Origin of the sequence: Mycobacterium sp. E3305, assembly GCF_001666785.1 — a bacterium.
In the GTDB taxonomy this organism is placed as follows: Bacteria; Actinomycetota; Actinomycetes; order Mycobacteriales; family Mycobacteriaceae; genus Mycobacterium.
The window spans coordinates 1-15348 of record NZ_LZJA01000244.1 but is presented as its reverse complement, the minus strand read 5'-3'; the positions used below and the strand labels follow the sequence as shown (position 1 = coordinate 15348).

Annotated in this window: 14 protein-coding genes and 1 pseudogene; 9 read left to right on the top strand and 6 right to left on the bottom strand. The window is 68.9% G+C overall.

Translation table 11 applies throughout. The features are described 5' to 3' along the window. Positions 1-2: 2 nt before the first annotated feature. The gene (locus tag A5701_RS22555) at positions 3-770 is read right to left on the bottom strand and encodes a hemolysin III family protein (protein WP_067759198.1); all 768 of its coding nucleotides are present in this window, start codon (positions 768-770) and stop codon (positions 3-5) included. Between the two features lie 156 nt (positions 771-926). On the opposite strand from A5701_RS22555, the gene A5701_RS22550 reads away from it, so the two are divergent. From A5701_RS22550 to A5701_RS22540, 3 genes are all read left to right on the top strand, one after another. Then, positions 927-1715, top strand: a complete 789-nt coding sequence (locus tag A5701_RS22550) for a (2Z,6E)-farnesyl diphosphate synthase (RefSeq protein WP_067302187.1) — start codon at positions 927-929, stop codon at positions 1713-1715. Positions 1716-1759: 44 nt separating this feature from the next. Continuing rightward, positions 1760-3130, top strand: a complete 1371-nt coding sequence (locus tag A5701_RS22545) for a hypothetical protein (protein WP_067759195.1) — start codon at positions 1760-1762, stop codon at positions 3128-3130. 340 nt (positions 3131-3470) lie between these two features. Then, the gene (locus A5701_RS22540; protein ID WP_067759191.1) at positions 3471-3896 is read left to right on the top strand and encodes a hypothetical protein; all 426 of its coding nucleotides are present in this window, start codon (positions 3471-3473) and stop codon (positions 3894-3896) included. Between the two features lie 3 nt (positions 3897-3899). Here A5701_RS22540 and coaA read toward each other — a convergent pair whose 3' ends face one another. Next, positions 3900-4838: a type I pantothenate kinase gene (gene coaA / locus A5701_RS22535; RefSeq protein ID WP_067759188.1), complete on the bottom strand. Its 939-nt coding sequence runs from the start codon at positions 4836-4838 to the stop codon at positions 3900-3902. A 113-nt stretch (positions 4839-4951) separates the two neighbouring features. Between coaA and glyA the strand changes: the two genes are divergently transcribed. The 5 genes from glyA (at position 4952) to A5701_RS22510 (ending at position 11123) form a co-directional block, all read left to right on the top strand. Continuing rightward, on the top strand, positions 4952-6232 hold the full coding sequence (gene glyA / locus A5701_RS22530; RefSeq protein ID WP_067759186.1) for a serine hydroxymethyltransferase: 1281 nt from the start codon (positions 4952-4954) through the stop codon (positions 6230-6232). Positions 6233-6317: 85 nt separating this feature from the next. Then, on the top strand, positions 6318-7145 hold the full coding sequence (locus A5701_RS22525) for an acyl-ACP desaturase (RefSeq protein ID WP_067759183.1): 828 nt from the start codon (positions 6318-6320) through the stop codon (positions 7143-7145). Between the two features lie 219 nt (positions 7146-7364). Continuing rightward, a complete protein-coding gene (locus A5701_RS22520) occupies positions 7365-8666 on the top strand; it encodes a PhoH family protein (protein ID WP_067759180.1) in 1302 nt (433 codons plus the stop codon). Between the two features lie 41 nt (positions 8667-8707). Next, positions 8708-9583 carry a polysaccharide deacetylase family protein gene (locus A5701_RS22515; RefSeq protein ID WP_067759167.1) on the top strand — a complete coding sequence of 292 codons (876 nt, stop codon included), beginning with the start codon at positions 8708-8710 and terminating at the stop codon, positions 9581-9583. A 100-nt stretch (positions 9584-9683) separates the two neighbouring features. Continuing rightward, positions 9684-11123 carry an adenylate/guanylate cyclase domain-containing protein gene (locus A5701_RS22510; RefSeq protein WP_231972867.1) on the top strand — a complete coding sequence of 480 codons (1440 nt, stop codon included), beginning with the start codon at positions 9684-9686 and terminating at the stop codon, positions 11121-11123. A gap of 15 nt (positions 11124-11138) precedes the next feature. Here the strand turns inward: A5701_RS22510 and A5701_RS22505 are convergent, their stop codons facing one another. From A5701_RS22505 to glpX, 3 genes are read right to left on the bottom strand one after another with little or no spacing between them, the layout of a single operon-like run. Beyond that, the gene (locus A5701_RS22505; protein WP_067759151.1) at positions 11139-12065 is read right to left on the bottom strand and encodes a hypothetical protein; all 927 of its coding nucleotides are present in this window, start codon (positions 12063-12065) and stop codon (positions 11139-11141) included. Between the two features lie 15 nt (positions 12066-12080). Beyond that, entirely contained in the window at positions 12081-13493 is a 1413-nt protein-coding gene (locus A5701_RS22500) for a class II fumarate hydratase (RefSeq protein ID WP_067759143.1), read from the bottom strand. Between the two features lie 26 nt (positions 13494-13519). Then, positions 13520-14572 carry a class II fructose-bisphosphatase gene (gene glpX / locus A5701_RS22495; protein WP_067759136.1) on the bottom strand — a complete coding sequence of 351 codons (1053 nt, stop codon included), beginning with the start codon at positions 14570-14572 and terminating at the stop codon, positions 13520-13522. A 55-nt stretch (positions 14573-14627) separates the two neighbouring features. Between glpX and A5701_RS22490 the strand changes: the two genes are divergently transcribed. Next, positions 14628-15254 (top strand): DUF4245 domain-containing protein, encoded by a 627-nt coding sequence (locus A5701_RS22490; RefSeq protein WP_082969811.1) that lies wholly within the window; start codon positions 14628-14630, stop codon positions 15252-15254. Here the strand turns inward: A5701_RS22490 and A5701_RS28355 are convergent. Then, positions 15238-15348, bottom strand: a pseudogene (locus A5701_RS28355) (DUF4245 domain-containing protein); the annotation flags it as partial. The gene A5701_RS22490 and the pseudogene A5701_RS28355 sit on opposite strands and share 17 nt — an antisense overlap.

Genomic DNA, 15348 nt, shown 5'->3' with positions numbered 1-15348 from the left:
GCTCAGTGCAGCCACGCCTGGTTGCCGACGTAGAACACCGCGAACCACATGGCGATGTAGTGCAGGATCGCCGCTACGGCGGTGAAAGCGTGGAAGAACTCGTGGTAGCCGAACGTGCTGGGCCACGGGTCGGGCCAGCGCAGCGCGTAGAAGATGCCGCCGACGCTGTAGAAGACGCCGCCGACGGCCAGCAGCACCATCGCGGCCACCCCGGCCTTGTGCAGGATGGTCGGGCAGTACCACACGGCCACCCAGCCCAGCACGATGTACAGCGGCACGCCCAGCCAGCGCGGCGCCGACGGCCAGCACACCTTGAGCAGGATGCCCGCCACCGCGCCGCCCCAGACGATCCACAGCACCTCCATCCCGGTTTGCTGCGGCATGGCCAGGCGGGCGAACGGTGTGTAGCTGCCGGCGATGAACACGAAGATCATCGAGTGGTCGAGCCGCTTCATCAGGTTGCGGGCGGCCGCCGACTTCCACTGCACCCGGTGGTAGGTGGCGCTGACGGCGAACATCGCCACCGTGGCCGCCGCGTAGACCAGCGTCGAGTGCCCTGCGCGCGGCGAGGACGCGGCCCACGACACCGAGACCAGGGTGGCACCGGTGATGATCGCCAGCCAGGCGGAGACGAAGTGGATCCAGCCGCGCATGCGGGGCTTGGTGAGGACGCTGGCCGCGCCTTCGACAAGCTGTTCGACCGTATTGCCCGGCGTGATCGCCTCGGCTCCGCGCTCTGGGGTGGCGGGTGTGCTCGTCTGGCTACTCATATCTCCTGGGGCCTCGTCGTGCAGGTCGGGAAACTGCCAGTGGCTGCTTACCCGCCACAGTAATCGGCAACCGCCGCGGAGGGGTGTTCGCATCGCGGTGAGATCGCCGGATCAGCAGGGGGGAATTTGGTGTAGCTCACAGTAGGCTGAGTCTCCGTGGAAATTATCCCGCCGCGTCTCAAAGAGCCGCTGTATCGCGTCTACGAGCTGCGGCTGCGGCAGGGTCTGGCGTCGTCCAAATCCGACCTGCCCCGCCACATCGCGGTCCTGTGCGACGGCAACCGGCGGTGGGCCCGCGACGCCGGCTACGCCGACGTCAGCTACGGCTACCGCATGGGCGCCGCGAAGATCGCCGAGATGCTGCGCTGGTGCCAGGAGGCCGGCATCGAGATGACCACGGTCTACCTGCTGTCCACGGAGAACCTGCAGCGCGATCCCGAGGAACTGGCCGGTCTGATCGAGATCATCACCGATGTCGTCGAGGAGATCTGCGCGCCGGCCAACCGCTGGAGCGTGCGCACCGTCGGCGATCTGGAGTTGCTCGGCGAGGAACCGGCCCGGCGGCTGCGCGGCGCGGTGGAGTCGACGCCCGTCGTGGCGCCGTTCCACGTCAACGTCGCGGTGGGTTACGGCGGCCGTCGCGAGATCGTCGACGCGGTGCGGGCGCTGCTGAGCAAGGAGCTCGCCAACGGTGCGTCCGCCGAGGAGCTCATCGACGCGGTGACCGTCGACGGCATCTCCGAAAACCTGTACACCTCCGGGCAACCCGATCCCGACCTGGTCATCCGAACGTCGGGGGAACAACGCCTCTCCGGGTTCCTGCTGTGGCAGAGCGCGTATTCGGAGATGTGGTTCACGGAGGCGCACTGGCCCGCATTCCGCCGGGTCGATTTCCTGCGTGCGCTGCGCGACTACAGCCAGCGGCACCGCCGGTACGGCAAGTAGCCGAGGGGCTCAGCGGTCGTTCGACTCCGTGACAAACTAGGTTCATGGCTGCGCTGTCGGCGGTGGTGTTCACGCTGAGCGGCTGGCTCGGGTTGTACCTGCTGGCTCGCGATCCACGTAAGCCGGTTCTGGTGTTGGCGGCGATCGGGCTCTGCGGCTTCGCGTTCGTGGTGGGGCTGGACGGCGTGCGGACCGTCAGCCCGGCGTCCGCGCACCTGCTCGCCCGCGTCGAGATCTACCTGGTGGCGATCCCCGGTGTGGCGTGGTTCGCGGTGCTCGTCGAGCTGTGCCGGCCCAGCGACGGTTCGAGGGCGCGCACCCGAGAGGTGCTGCTGGTCGCCGGGGTCGCGGCGCTCACGCTGGTCGGGGCAATGCTGGCCGGCAGTGTCGACGGGCCGCTGCGCACGGGCCACTGGGTGATGTTCGCGGTGATCTCGGTGTCCACCTTCGGCGCGATGGCGGTCGCGTTGCGGCAGCCCCGCCGGCCGCGGTCGGCCGTCGGGCTCGCCGTCGTCGCGACCCTGTTCTTCGCGCTGGGCAACGCCATCCTGATCATTCCGCTGGGCCTGGTGCCCAGCTGGGTTGCGCTCGCATCGACGAGCCTCGACGTCCTCTCCCTCGGGATCGCCGTGGCCCTGTGGGACGCGTTCGACGAGGGCCAGGCGTTGCGCGCCGACATGCTCCGCTCGTTCGCCGGCTCGGTGGCGGTGGCGGTGCTCTTCGGCGCCCAGGCGCTGATCGGCCTGGCGCTGACGCGCGACGACCGCGCCGCGCAGACCGCGCTCACCGTGCTGCTGTTCACCAGCCTGGCCGTCGCGATCGCCGTGCAGGTGCTCGCGGATCCGCTGGCAGGGGTTCTCGACCGGCTGGCGTTCTCGAAATCGCCTGCGCTGCGCGAGGATCGGGCGGCGCTGCGCAACACCGGCGCGGCGCTGCCGCTGCGGTCGGTGGATCCGCTCAACCACGTCGACGACGCCACGTTCGCCAGGCTCACCCGCCGGGCCCTGACGCACTACGCCGACCTGAGCAAACTGGTCGCCAGCCCGTTGACCGCGCTGCCCGTCATCGACGAGCGGCTCGCCGCGCGGGGCGCACCCGACCATCCGCTGGAGCGGGCCAACGAGCTCAAGGCGGTTCTCGCCGAGGCGATCGGGCGGCTCAAACCGCGCGACGCCGGCGACTTCGGGACCACCGAGCAGTGGCGGCACTACAACTCGCTGTACTTCCCCTACGTCGTCGGGGTGCGCGCCTACGCGCAGAATGCCACCGCCGCGGGACTGGATCCGATCGCCCGGCAGGCCTGGCAGTGGTTGGTGACCGACGTGCCGCAACGCTCGCTGCACAACTGGCAGAACGCCGCCGCCCGGTTGATCGCCGCGGACCTGCGGGCCCGGGTCCCCGTGACCAGCGACTAGCCGCTCGACCCCGGCGTCCGTCACTTCCGTCACCGGCGCGGGCGGCGTCGTGCCCGACTCGCAGCGACACCGCGGTCGGACACCCGCCGGAGGCGCGACTGTCGCGCTGAGGCGGGCACACCGCGTGTCCCCGAAAATGTGTGACTGCTGGGGCTGCTGAGCGCCAGGCTGGCGTCTGTCGAATAACAATCGGGATTCGGGACCGCAAACGGGAATAGCCGAGTGAACTCGCTGGTCTGTGTATGCGTGGCAGTAGTTGGCAGTGCCACGAGTCGATATGGCAGTGGGCCGGCGGCACGCTGATGTTCGACCCCCAATCGCCATCGCGAGGAGTAATCACATGATGTATGCATCTGGCGCACCCGGTCTGGCGACCCGACCCCTGTACGACGCGACCGACTCGCTGCTGCGTTTCGCCATGCGCGCCGACGCCACCCTCACGGGACTGTGCGGTTTGGCCATCGCCTTTCTCGCCGACCCACTTTCATCGCTGACGGGCCTGACGTCGTTGCAGGAGTACAGCCTCGGCGCCCTGTTCGTGTTCAGCGGCTTGGCCGTGTTCCTCGTTGCGGCGGCGCCGAACCTGCGCCGCGTCGGCATCGGCGTCATCGTGGCCAACGTCGTGTTCACGCTGGCAGCGATCGTGGCCGCGGGCGTGTTTCCGCTGTCCGCCACCGGGATCGCTGCCACGCTGGCCGTCGGCGTGTACACCGCGGCGTTCGCCGGGCTGCAGTACCTGGGGGTGCGCCGCCTCGAAACGGCGTGACCGCTAGAGCTTGCGCAACCGGAGCCGGTTGATGGAATGGTCGGCGTCCTTGCGCAGCACCAGGGTGGCCCGGGGCCGCGTGGGCAGGATGTTCTCGACCAGGTTCGGACGGTTGATGGATCGCCAGATCTCGCGCGCCGCGGCGACGGCCTTGGTGTCGTTGAGCGCGGAGTAGTGGTGGAAGTGCGATTCGGGGTCGGCGAAGGCGGTGCCCCGCAACGACAGGAACCGCGACACGTACCACTGCTCGATGTCCTCGATCCGGGCGTCCACGTACAGCGAGAAGTCGAACAGGTCCGACACCATCAAGGTCGGCCCGGTCTGCAGCACGTTGAGGCCCTCCAGGATCAAGATGTCGGGATGGCGGACCACGTGCTTGGCCCCGGGAATGATGTCGTATTTCAGGTGCGAGTAGACCGGCGCGCACGCGTAGTCCGAGCCGGACTTGACCGACGTCACGAACCGCATCAGCGCCCTGCGGTTGTAGCTCTCCGGAAAACCTTTGCGGTGCATCAGGTTTCGCCGGCCGAGTTCGGCGTTCGGGTACAGGAAGCCGTCGGTGGTCACCAGGTCGACCCTCGGGTGGTGATCCCAGCGGGCGAGCAGGGCCTGCAGCACGCGGGCGGTGGTGGATTTGCCCACCGCGACACTGCCGGCCACGCCGATCACGAACGGCACCGGCCGGTCCGGATTTTGCTGCGGCTCACCGAGGAACTCCGCGGTGGCGGCAAACAACCGCTGGCGGGCGGCGACCTGAAGGTGAATGAGCCGGGCCAGCGGCAGGTAGACCTCTTCCACTTCGAGGAGGTCAAGCTGCTCGCCGAGACCGCGCAGGCCAACCAATTCCTCTTCGGTGAGGGCCAGCGGCGTCGACATGCGAAGCGCGCGCCATTGCTTTCGGTCGAACTCCACATAGGGGCTCGGCTCGCTAAGCCGCGGCATGGTGCAAGTGTTGCAGGGGCGGACGCGCGCCCGACGGCTGGGCTGGCTAAACCGTCGCTGGATAGACTGGCGCCGTGACTGCTGCACCCGACGCCCGGCCCTCGACCTCTGTGATGTCCTCCCCGCTCGCCGAGGTCGACCCCGACATCGCCGAGCTGCTCGGCAAGGAGCTGGGCCGCCAGCGCGACACGCTGGAGATGATCGCCTCGGAGAACTTCGTGCCGCGCTCGGTGCTGCAGGCCCAGGGCAGCGTGCTCACGAACAAATACGCCGAGGGGCTGCCCGGCCGGCGGTACTACGGCGGCTGCGAGTACGTCGACGTCGTGGAGAACATCGCCCGCGACCGGGCCAAGGCGCTGTTCGGGGCCGACTTCGCCAACGTGCAGCCGCATTCGGGCGCGCAGGCCAACGCCGCCGTCCTGCACGCGCTGATGACCCCGGGGGACCGCCTGCTGGGCCTCGACCTGGCCAACGGTGGTCACCTGACACACGGGATGAAGCTGAACTTCTCCGGCAAGCTCTACGAAACCGGCTTCTACGGTGTGGATCCCACGACCCACCTGGTCGACATGGACGCGGTGCGGGCCAAGGCGCTCGAGTTCCGCCCCGCGGTCATCATCGCCGGATGGTCCGCCTACCCGCGGATCCTGGACTTCGCGGCGTTCCGCTCGATCGCCGACGAGGTCGGCGCCAAGCTGTGGGTGGACATGGCGCACTTCGCCGGCCTGGTCGCCGTCGGACTGCACCCCTCGCCGGTGCCGCACGCGGACGTGGTGTCCACGACGGTGCACAAGACGCTCGGCGGCCCACGTTCCGGCCTGATCCTCGGCAAGCAGGAATACGCGAAGTCCATCAACTCCGCGGTCTTCCCCGGCCAGCAGGGCGGACCGCTGATGCACGTCATCGCGGGCAAGGCCGTCGCGCTCAAGATCGCCGGCACCCCCGAGTTCGCCGACCGCCAGCAGCGCACCCTGTCGGGCGCCCGCATCATCGCGGACCGGCTGACGGCCCCCGACGTCACCAAGGCCGGCGTGTCGGTGGTCAGCGGCGGCACCGACGTCCACCTCGTGCTGGTCGACCTGCGCAACTCCCCGCTCGACGGCAAGGCCGCCGAGGACCTGCTGCACGAGATCGGCATCACGGTCAACCGCAACGCGGTTCCCAACGACCCCCGGCCGCCGATGGTGACCTCGGGCCTGCGGGTGGGGACGCCCGCGCTGGCGACCCGCGGCTTCGGGGATGCGGAGTTCACCGAGGTCGCCGACGTCATCGCCACGGCGCTGGCGGCGGGCACCGCGGCCGACCTGACGGCCCTGCGCCAGCGGGTGACCCGCCTCGCCCGTGACTTTCCGCTGTACGACGGCCTCGAGGAGTGGACGCTGGTCGACCGCTGAGGCGGATCAGGGACCAAAGTCACCAGTTGTCACGACACGGGCCGGGCGATTTCACGAACCTGTGTATGCGAGTTACAGTAACCGCATGGCACAGAAACCTGTAGCTAACGCGCTGACCCTGGAACTCGAGCCGGTGTGCGAGGCCAACATGGACCGCCACCTCAACACCGAGGAAATCTGGTTCGCCCACGACTACGTGCCGTTCGACCGCGGCGAAAACTTCGCCTTCCTCGGTGGACGGGACTGGCAGCCGTCCGACGCGACGCTTCCCCGCGAGTACACGGACGCCTGCGAGATCCTGCTGCTGCTCAAGGACAACCTGGCCGGACACCACCGCGAACTCGTCGAGCACTTCATCCTCGAAGACTGGTGGGGTCGCTGGCTGGGCCGGTGGACCGCCGAGGAGCACCTGCACGCCATCGCGCTGCGCGAATACCTGGTGGTCACCCGTGAGGTCGACCCGACCGCCAACGAGGAGGCCCGGGTCGAGTACGTCATGAAGGGCTACCGTGCGGACACCTACACGCAGGTCGAGACCCTGGTGCACATGGCTTTCTCCGAGCGCACCTACGCCATCTTCTGCGAGAACCTGGCCGCGAAGCTCGAAGAGCCCATCCTGGCCGGGCTCATCGACCGCATCGCACGCGACGAGCGTCGGCACGAACTGTTCTTCTCCAACCTCGTCGAGCACTGCCTGCAGTACACCCGCGACGAGACGATTGCCGCCATCGCGGCCCGCGCCGCCGACCTGCAGGTGCCCGGCGCGGACATCGACTCCTATCAGGACAAGCTGCGCAATGTCGCCGATGCGGGCATCTTCGACCAACAGCAGCTGCGGCAGGCGATCTCGGATCGCATCACCGCATGGGGTGTCGCCGACGAGCCCGCCCTCAAGCAGTTCGTCATCAGCTAGCCGATTCTCGCGCGTGAGCGCTTAGACCTCGGCGCGCCTGCGCTGCTGCAAAGCGGCGACGAGAGTAGCGTCGTTCTCGATGGTCAGCGTCATGCTCAGCTGCCAGGGCGGCACCTCCCGTCATCACAACGGAAGGACCGGCCCCGGTCCTGGTGCCGCAGTTCCCGCCGACATGCCTGTGCGGGTCCGCGCGGGCTTACCCCGCTCGAGGAGCGCTACGTGACCGAAATCCGGACCTACGTGATCGACACCTCCGTGCTGCTGTCCGACCCCTGGGCGTGTAGCCGGTTCGCCGAGCACGAGGTGGTGGTCCCGCTGGTGGTGATCAGCGAACTGGAGGCCAAACGGCATCACCACGAGTTGGGGTGGTTCGCCCGTCAGGCGTTGCGTTTGTTCGACGATCTCCGGCTCGTGCACGGACGGCTTGATCAGCCTATTCCCGTTGGGGCGCAAGGCGGTACGCTGCACGTCGAGCTCAACCACACCGATCCCGCGGTGCTGCCCGCCGGGTTCCGAAGCGACAACAACGACTGCCGGATCTTGAGTTGCGCCGCCAACCTCGCCGCCGAGGGCAGGCGAGTCACGTTGGTGAGCAAGGACATTCCCCTTCGCGTCAAGGCCGCCGCGGTCGGCCTGGCCGCCGACGAGTATCACGCGCAGGATGTGGTGGCCTCCGGATGGTCGGGGATGCGCGAGATCGAGACCGCGACCGAGGACATCGACGCGCTGTTCGCCGAGGGTGAGATAGACCTGGCCGAGGCGCGGGACCTGCCCTGCCACACCGGCATTCGGCTTCTCGGCGGGAGCTCGCACGCGCTGGGCCGGGTGAACGCGGACAAGCGCGTCCAGTTGGTGCGCGGCGACCGCGAGGCGTTCGGCCTGCGCGGCCGGTCCGCCGAGCAGCGCGTGGCGCTCGACCTGCTGCTCGACGAGTCCGTCGGCATCGTGTCGCTGGGCGGCAAGGCGGGCACCGGCAAGTCGGCGCTGGCGCTGTGCGCCGGCCTGGAGGCGGTGCTGGAACGGCGGACCCAGCGCAAGGTGGTGGTCTTCCGCCCGCTCTACGCCGTCGGCGGCCAGGAGCTGGGCTACCTGCCGGGCAGCGAGAGCGAGAAGATGGGCCCCTGGGCGCAGGCGGTCTTCGACACGCTCGAGGGCCTGGCCAGCCCGGCGGTGCTGGAGGAGGTGCTCTCCCGGGGCATGCTCGAGGTGCTGCCGCTGACCCACATCCGGGGCCGCTCACTGCACGACTCGTTCGTGATCGTCGACGAGGCGCAGTCGCTGGAGCGCAACGTCCTGCTGACGGTGCTGTCCAGGCTGGGCGCCGGTTCGCGGGTGGTGCTGACGCACGACATCGCCCAGCGGGACAACCTGCGGGTCGGCCGGCACGACGGGGTCGCCGCGGTGATCGAGAAGCTCAAGGGGCACCCGCTGTTCGCCCACATCACGCTGCTGCGCAGCGAGCGGTCGCCGATCGCCGCGCTGGTCACCGAGATGCTCGAGGAGATCGCCGGCCCGCAGTGACGGCGCATTTCGCCTGGCCACGCGTTCGATAAACTTCGACGGTGCCGAAACGACCCGACAACCAGGCCTGGCGCTATGGGCGCATGGTGGTCGGTGTCGTCGCGGCCGTCGCCGTGCTGGTCATCGGCGGGCTGACCGGCCATGTGACCCGCGCCGACAACCTGAGCTGCTCGGTGGTCAAGTGCGTCGCGCTGACGTTCGACGACGGGCCCGGGCCCTTCGACGAGCGGCTGCTGCAAATCCTGAAGGACAACGACGCGAAGGCGACCTTCTTCCTGATCGGCAACAAGGTCGCCGCCAACCCGGTGGGCGCCAAGCGGATCGCCGATGCGGGGATGGAGATCGGCAGCCACACGTGGGAGCACCCCAACATGGCGACCATCCCGCCGGAAGACATCGCCCCCCAGTTCGCCAAGGCCAACGACGCGATCACCGCCGCGACGGGGCGCACGCCGACGTTGTATCGCCCCGCGGGCGGCTTGTCCAGCGACGCGGTGCGGCAGACCGCGGCGAAGTTCGGCCTCGCCGAAATCCTCTGGGATGTCATCCCGTTCGATTGGGCCAACGACTCGAACACGGCCGCGACGCGCTACATGCTGATGACGTACATCAAGCCGGGTTCGGTGGTGTTGTTCCACAACACCTACTCGAGCACCGTCGATCTGGTCTACCAATTCCTTCCGGTGCTCAAGGCCAACGGCTACCGGATGGTGACGGTCAGCGAACTGCTCGGCCCGCGGACGCCCGGTAGCAGCTACGGCAGCCGCGAGAACGGGCCGCCCGCCAACGAGTTGCACGACATCCCGGCGAGCGACATCCCCACCCTGCCGAACACGCCGTCGCCCAAGCCGATGCCCAATTTCCCGATCACCGACATCCCGGGCCAGAACTCGGGCGGACCCAACAACGGTGCCTAGCACAAGCGTTGGGACGCGTACGGCCGCCTGGCTTCGGAACGCCGGCCCCCACACGGCATTGCAGCGAAAGTCCCTCCGCCGGTTAGCCATTCAATACGGGTTGGATCTTTCCCTGTCCTACTTTCTGGCCGTCATCGAGGCGGCCGCCATCTTGATCCCGTTGCGGGGCCACACCTCCATCGGCGAGAATGCGGACTTCGCGAAGAACAACACGGCGGCAGTGTTGGTGCTCGTCACGCTCGGCGTCGCCGGCGTCGCGGCGGCGGGCGTCGTGAGCGCGACCCCGACGCTGCGCTGGTTTGTCGCCGGGGCCGAGCCCACCCAGGAGCAGCGGGAAGCGGCACTGAAGCTGCCAGGTCGCCAATCGACGATCCTGTTCGGGGCCTGGGCCGTCACCGGCACCATCTTCATGTTGCTCAATCTTCGCGGCGGGGCGCAGCTGTTGTTGCCCATCGCCCTGGGCGCGCTGCTGGGCGGACCCGCGGCCGCCGGCACGGCGATGCTGCTGGCGCAGCGCGTCCTGCGGCCGATCATGCGCGCCGCCACGCTCGGCTGCGAACCGCGGATGACCGTGCCGGGCGTGTATGCGCGGCTGGTGCTGCTGTGGTTCCTGTGCAGCGCCTTCCCGATCGGGGTAATCGCGACGCTGGTCGTGCTCCGTTCGTACGGCTGGCTGATCGAGAAGTCGACGTCGCTGGATATACCGATCCTGGTGGTCGCGCTGGCGGCGCTGGTGCTGGGACTGCCGACCATGATCCTGACGTCACGATCCATCTCTGATCCGCTCGGCGAGGTCGTCGACGCGATGGCGGAGGTCGAGCATGGCCACATGGAAACCTACGTCGGGGCCTACGAACGCTCCCAGATCGGGCGACTGCAAACGGGTTTCAACCGCATGGTGGCCGGGCTGGCGGAGCGAGACCGGTTGCGCGACCTGTTCGGGCGCCACGTCGGGGCCGACGTCGCCCAGCGCGCCATCAACCAGGGCGCCTCGCTGTCGGGAGACGTGGTCGAGGCGGCGGTTCTCTACATCGACCTGGTGGGATCGACGCAGCTGGCGGAAAACCTTCCGCCCCAAGAGGTTGCCGAAATCCTCAACGATTTCTTCCGCATCGTCGTCGACGCCGTCGACGAACACCACGGGCTGATCAACAAATTCGCGGGGGATGCCGCGCTGGCCGTCTTCGGAGTGCCGTTGGCCACCAGCGAGCCTGCGTCCGCCGCACTGGCGACCGCCCGCGCCCTGGGTACCCAATTGCGGCGCCTGCCCGTCGATTTCGGCATCGGCGTCTCGGCGGGCCGGGTCTTCGCCGGCAACATCGGCGCGGAGAACCGTTACGAGTACACGGTGATCGGCGACGCGGTCAACGAGGCCGCGCGGTTGGCCGATCTGGCCAAGACCGCCGACCGGCGGATTCTGTGTGCGGCGGGAGCAATCGAGCGGGCCGGCGAGGCCGAGCAAACGCATTGGGCCGAGTGCTATTCCACCGTCCTGCGGGGACGCTCGGAAGCTACCCAGGTCTCGGCGCCGACGAGGTAGGGCGCCGGAACCGCGTCAGGACTTGTTCACCTTGAGCGCGGCGATGATCTTGCCGATGATGCCCGCCGACGCGGCGTCACCGATCGGGGTGCTGCCGATGAAGGCGGTGACCGGCTTGGTGTCGACGGTGATCACCGTGACCGAGTCGCCCTTGACGTTGCGGGTGGGGTCGGCGATCGTGATGTCGGCGTCGGCGCGGGCGGCCTTGGTTCCGTCGACCGTGATCGACGACGACTTCACCGGGCCGAGTGTGGGCTGCGCGTTCGCGTAGCCGGGTCCGTTGGCGATGCACTGCAACAGCTTCGACGCCTGCGCGGTGACGTCCATGCTGGCGACGAAGTTGGTGACGCCGACCTCGGCCGTCATCATCCACTGGCTGGCCCCGGGCACTTCCTGGGCGACGCCGACGGCGCCGATCAGGTTCGGGTTCTGGTCGTCGGAGAACACGGTCCAGTTGGGCGGCACCGAGCTCGCCGGGAACGAGAGCTTGCCGGCCGTGATCGAGTCGGTCCGCGGCATCTCACCGCCGGAGACGTTCGGGGTGCAATCGGTGGCGGTCTGCTGGCCCCTCGGTTGGCTGCTGGTGCTGGTGGACGTCGAGGGCGCAGCGGTCGGGGACTTGCCGTGGCTGCCGCCCCGCATCACGATCAGGGTCGCCACCAGTGCGATGACGGCCAGGATGACGAGGCCACCGACGATCAGCCAGGGCAGCTTCGAGCCAGGTCCGCGCGGTGGCGGCCCCGGCGGATACGGCCCGGGCGGGAATGGCTGTCCCGGTTGCGGATAGCCCTGGGGCGGGTACGGGTAGGGACCGGTCGGCGGGTACGGTTGCGGGCCGCCCTGCGGCGGGCCGCCCTGCGGCGGGCCGCCCCAATAGGGTTGCTGCCCATAGGGGTTTCCGTAGGGTCCCTGACCGTAGGGGCCGCCGGGCGGAGTCGTCATCGCTGCAACACCCGCCTACTTCGCCGGCTTGACCTTGGCCATCGCCAAGACGTCGAGGCGGCGGTCGAGTTCTTCCTCCGAAAGCTTGTCGCCGATCAGCCCGCGGTCGATCACGGTCTGGCGGATCGTCTTGCGCTCCTTGAGCGCCTGCTTGGCCACCGCGGCGGCCTCCTCGTAGCCGATCGCCGAGTTCAACGGCGTCACGATAGAAGGCGACGACTCGGCCAGCTCCCGCAGGTGGTCGACGTTGGCCTTGAGCCCGACGATGCAGCGCTCCGCGAACAGCCTCGATACGTTGGTCAGCAGCTTGAACGATTCCAAGATGTTGCGGGCCATCATCGGGATGTAGACGTTGAGCTCGAAGGCGCCCGACAGACCGCCGACGGCGACGGCCGCGTCGTTGCCGATCACCTGCGCGGCCACCTGCGTAACCGCCTCGGGCAGAACGGGATTCACCTTGCCCGGCATGATCGAACTACCAGGCTGCAGGTCCGGCAGCTGGATCTCGGCCAGGCCGGTCAGCGGGCCCGAGCCCATCCAGCGGATGTCGTTGGCGATCTTGGTCAAGGACACCGCGATGGTGCGCAGCGCGCCGGACGCCTCGACCAGGCCGTCGCGCGCGGCCTGTGCCTCGAAAGAATTTGTGGCCGTGCGCAATTCGTTGAGGCCCGTGGAGGCGATCAACGTCTCGACCACCTTGGCGCCGAAACCGTCGGGGGCGTTGAGGCCGGTGCCCACCGCGGTGCCACCGATCGCCAGCTCGCCCAGCCGCGGCAGCGTGGCGCGCACCCGCTCGATGCCGGCTTCGATCTGGCGGGCGTAGCCGCTGAACTCCTGGCCGAGCGTCACCGGGACGGCGTCCATCAGGTGCGTGCGGCCCGACTTGACCACCGTCTGCCACTCGCGGGCCTTGCTCTCCAGCGCCTCGTGCAGCACCTCGAGCGCCGGGATCAGGTGGCGCACCGCGGCCTCGGTCGCCGCGATGTGAGTCGCGGTCGGGAAGGTGTCGTTGGACGACTGCGACATGTTCACGTCGTCGTTGGGGTGCACCGTGACACCGTTGGCCGCCGCGATGCTCGCGATCACCTCGTTGGTGTTCATGTTCGAGCTGGTGCCCGAACCGGTCTGGAAGACGTCGATGGGGAATTGGTCGTCGTGCCGGCCGTCGGCGATCTCGGCCGCCGCGGCGATGATCGCGTCCGCCTTCTCCGGTGCCAGCAGCCCGAGGTCCTTGTTGACCTGCGCGCAGGCGCCCTTCAACAGGCCCAGCGCGCGGATCTGGGTGCGCTCCAGTCCGCGGCCCGAAATGGGGAAGTTCTCCACCGCACGCTGGGTCTGCGCGCGCCACAACGCCTTTGCGGGCACCCGGACCTCGCCCATGGTGTCGTGCTCGATGCGGTATTCGGTGTCGGTGGCGCTATCGGCCATAGGTTGCAGTCCTCGCTGGTTTTCGGTCAGGGCAGGGGATAGGCGGCAGTGCTGTCGCCGGTGAAGTCGATGGCGGAGTACTCGTTGAGTTTCGAGAGCCGGTGGTAGGCCTCGATCATGCGCACGGTGCCCGACTTCGACCGCATCACGATCGACTGCGTGGTGCAGCCGCCGGGGTAGTACTGCACGCCCTTGAGCAGGTCGCCGCTGGTGACGCCGGTGGCGCAGAAGAAGACGTTCTCCCCGGACACCAGGTCCTCGGTGGTCAGCACCCGATCGACGTCGTGGCCGGCGTTGATCGCCTTCTGGCGCTCCTCGTCGTCCTTCGGCGCCAGCTGCGCCTGGATGGCGCCCCCCATGCACCGGATCGCGGCGGCGGCGATGATGCCTTCCGGGGTGCCGCCGATCCCGGCCAGCATGTCGGTGCCCGAGTCGGGCCGGCAGGCCGAGATCGCGCCCGCGACATCCCCGTCGGTGATCAGCCGGATGCGGGCGCCGGTCAGCCGGACGTCTTCGATCAGCTGCGCGTGCCGCGGCCGGTCCAGGATGCACACGGTCATGTCCCGCACCGACAGCGCCTTCACCTTGGCGACGGCCTTGATGTTCTCGGCGATCGGCGCGGTGATGTCCAGCACGTTGGCGGCCTCGGGCCCGACCGCGATCTTGTTCATGTAGAACACCGCCGACGGGTCGAACATCGCGCCGCGGTCGGCGACCGCAAGCACCGAGATGGCGTTGGGCATGCCCTTGCTCATCAGGGTGGTGCCGTCGATCGGGTCGACGGCGAAGTCGCAGTCCGGCCCGTCGCCGTTGCCGACCTCCTCGCCGTTGTAGAGCATCGGCGCGTGGTCCTTCTCGCCCTCGCCGATGACCACCACGCCGCGCATCGACACGGTGTTGACCAGCTCACGCATGGCGTCGACGGCCGCGCCGTCGCCGCCCTCTTTGTCACCGCGGCCCACCCAGCGGCCCGCGGCCATGGCCCCGGCCTCGGTGACGCGCACCAGTTCCAGTGCCAGGTTGCGGTCCGGGGCTTCACCACGTGGCCGCCCGGCCGGGCGGTCGCCCTCAACTGTCATGGTTGGTGATTGTCCCAGAAGCGGATCGGTCTGCTGGAACTGGGATACTCGGGGGATGACCGAAGAGCTGCCGCCGAATGCCGAGGTAGCCGGCGAGCCGGCCCCGGTGGCCGGACCTGCTGCCAGGCCGGCCAAACCGCGGTTGCTGCAGGACGGCCGCGATATGTTCTGGTCGCTGATGCCGTTGGTCCTCGGCTGTATCTTGCTGGCCGGCCTGGTGGGCATGTGCTCCTTCCAGCTCGGCAGTCACCAGGGCGCGGTCCCGTCCTACGACGCGTCGGGCGCCCTGCGTGCCGACGCCGCGACGCTGGGCTTCCCGATCCGGCAGCCCAAGCTGCCCGCCGGCTGGCAGGCCAACTCCGGCAGCCGGGGCGGGATCCAGGGCGGCCGCGCCGACCCCGCGACCGGCCAGCGGGTGAACGCGGCCACCTCGACCGTCGGCTACATCAGCCCGACCGGGATGTATCTGAGCCTGACCCAGAGCAACGCCGACGAGGACAAACTGGTGGGCTCGATCCACCGGTCGGCCTATCCCGCCGGAACGGTCGACGTCGCCGGGACCACCTGGGTCGTCTACAACGGCGGCGGCCAAAGCGGGGCGGACGCCGAGCCAGCGTACGGAATTGATCGGTGTCACCGGCACCGGTTATCGCAATCTGGGTGGCTCCGGACGGGCCGGTGAGCCGGGTGGTCCACACCGGCTCGGCGTCCGCCCCGCTTTGGCCGCCGCCGTTGTAGACGACCCAGGTGGTCCCGGCGACGTCGACCGTTCCGGC

What these genes read in the sequence shown, in the direction of transcription:
- A5701_RS22525 (WP_067759183.1), top strand. Translation starts at nt 6,318, where the DNA reads ATGGCACAGAAACCTGTAGCTAACGCGCTGACCCTGGAACTCGAGCCG.
- A5701_RS22555 (WP_067759198.1), bottom strand. Translation starts at nt 770, where the DNA reads ATGAGTAGCCAGACGAGCACACCCGCCACCCCAGAGCGCGGAGCCGAG.
- A5701_RS22505 (WP_067759151.1), bottom strand. Translation starts at nt 12,065, where the DNA reads ATGACGACTCCGCCCGGCGGCCCCTACGGTCAGGGACCCTACGGAAAC.
- coaA (WP_067759188.1), bottom strand. Translation starts at nt 4,838, where the DNA reads ATGCCGCGGCTTAGCGAGCCGAGCCCCTATGTGGAGTTCGACCGAAAG.
- glyA (WP_067759186.1), top strand. Translation starts at nt 4,952, where the DNA reads ATGTCCTCCCCGCTCGCCGAGGTCGACCCCGACATCGCCGAGCTGCTC.
- A5701_RS22545 (WP_067759195.1), top strand. Translation starts at nt 1,760, where the DNA reads ATGGCTGCGCTGTCGGCGGTGGTGTTCACGCTGAGCGGCTGGCTCGGG.
- A5701_RS22490 (WP_082969811.1), top strand. Translation starts at nt 14,628, where the DNA reads ATGACCGAAGAGCTGCCGCCGAATGCCGAGGTAGCCGGCGAGCCGGCC.
- glpX (WP_067759136.1), bottom strand. Translation starts at nt 14,572, where the DNA reads ATGACAGTTGAGGGCGACCGCCCGGCCGGGCGGCCACGTGGTGAAGCC.
- A5701_RS22540 (WP_067759191.1), top strand. Translation starts at nt 3,471, where the DNA reads ATGATGTATGCATCTGGCGCACCCGGTCTGGCGACCCGACCCCTGTAC.
- A5701_RS22500 (WP_067759143.1), bottom strand. Translation starts at nt 13,493, where the DNA reads ATGGCCGATAGCGCCACCGACACCGAATACCGCATCGAGCACGACACC.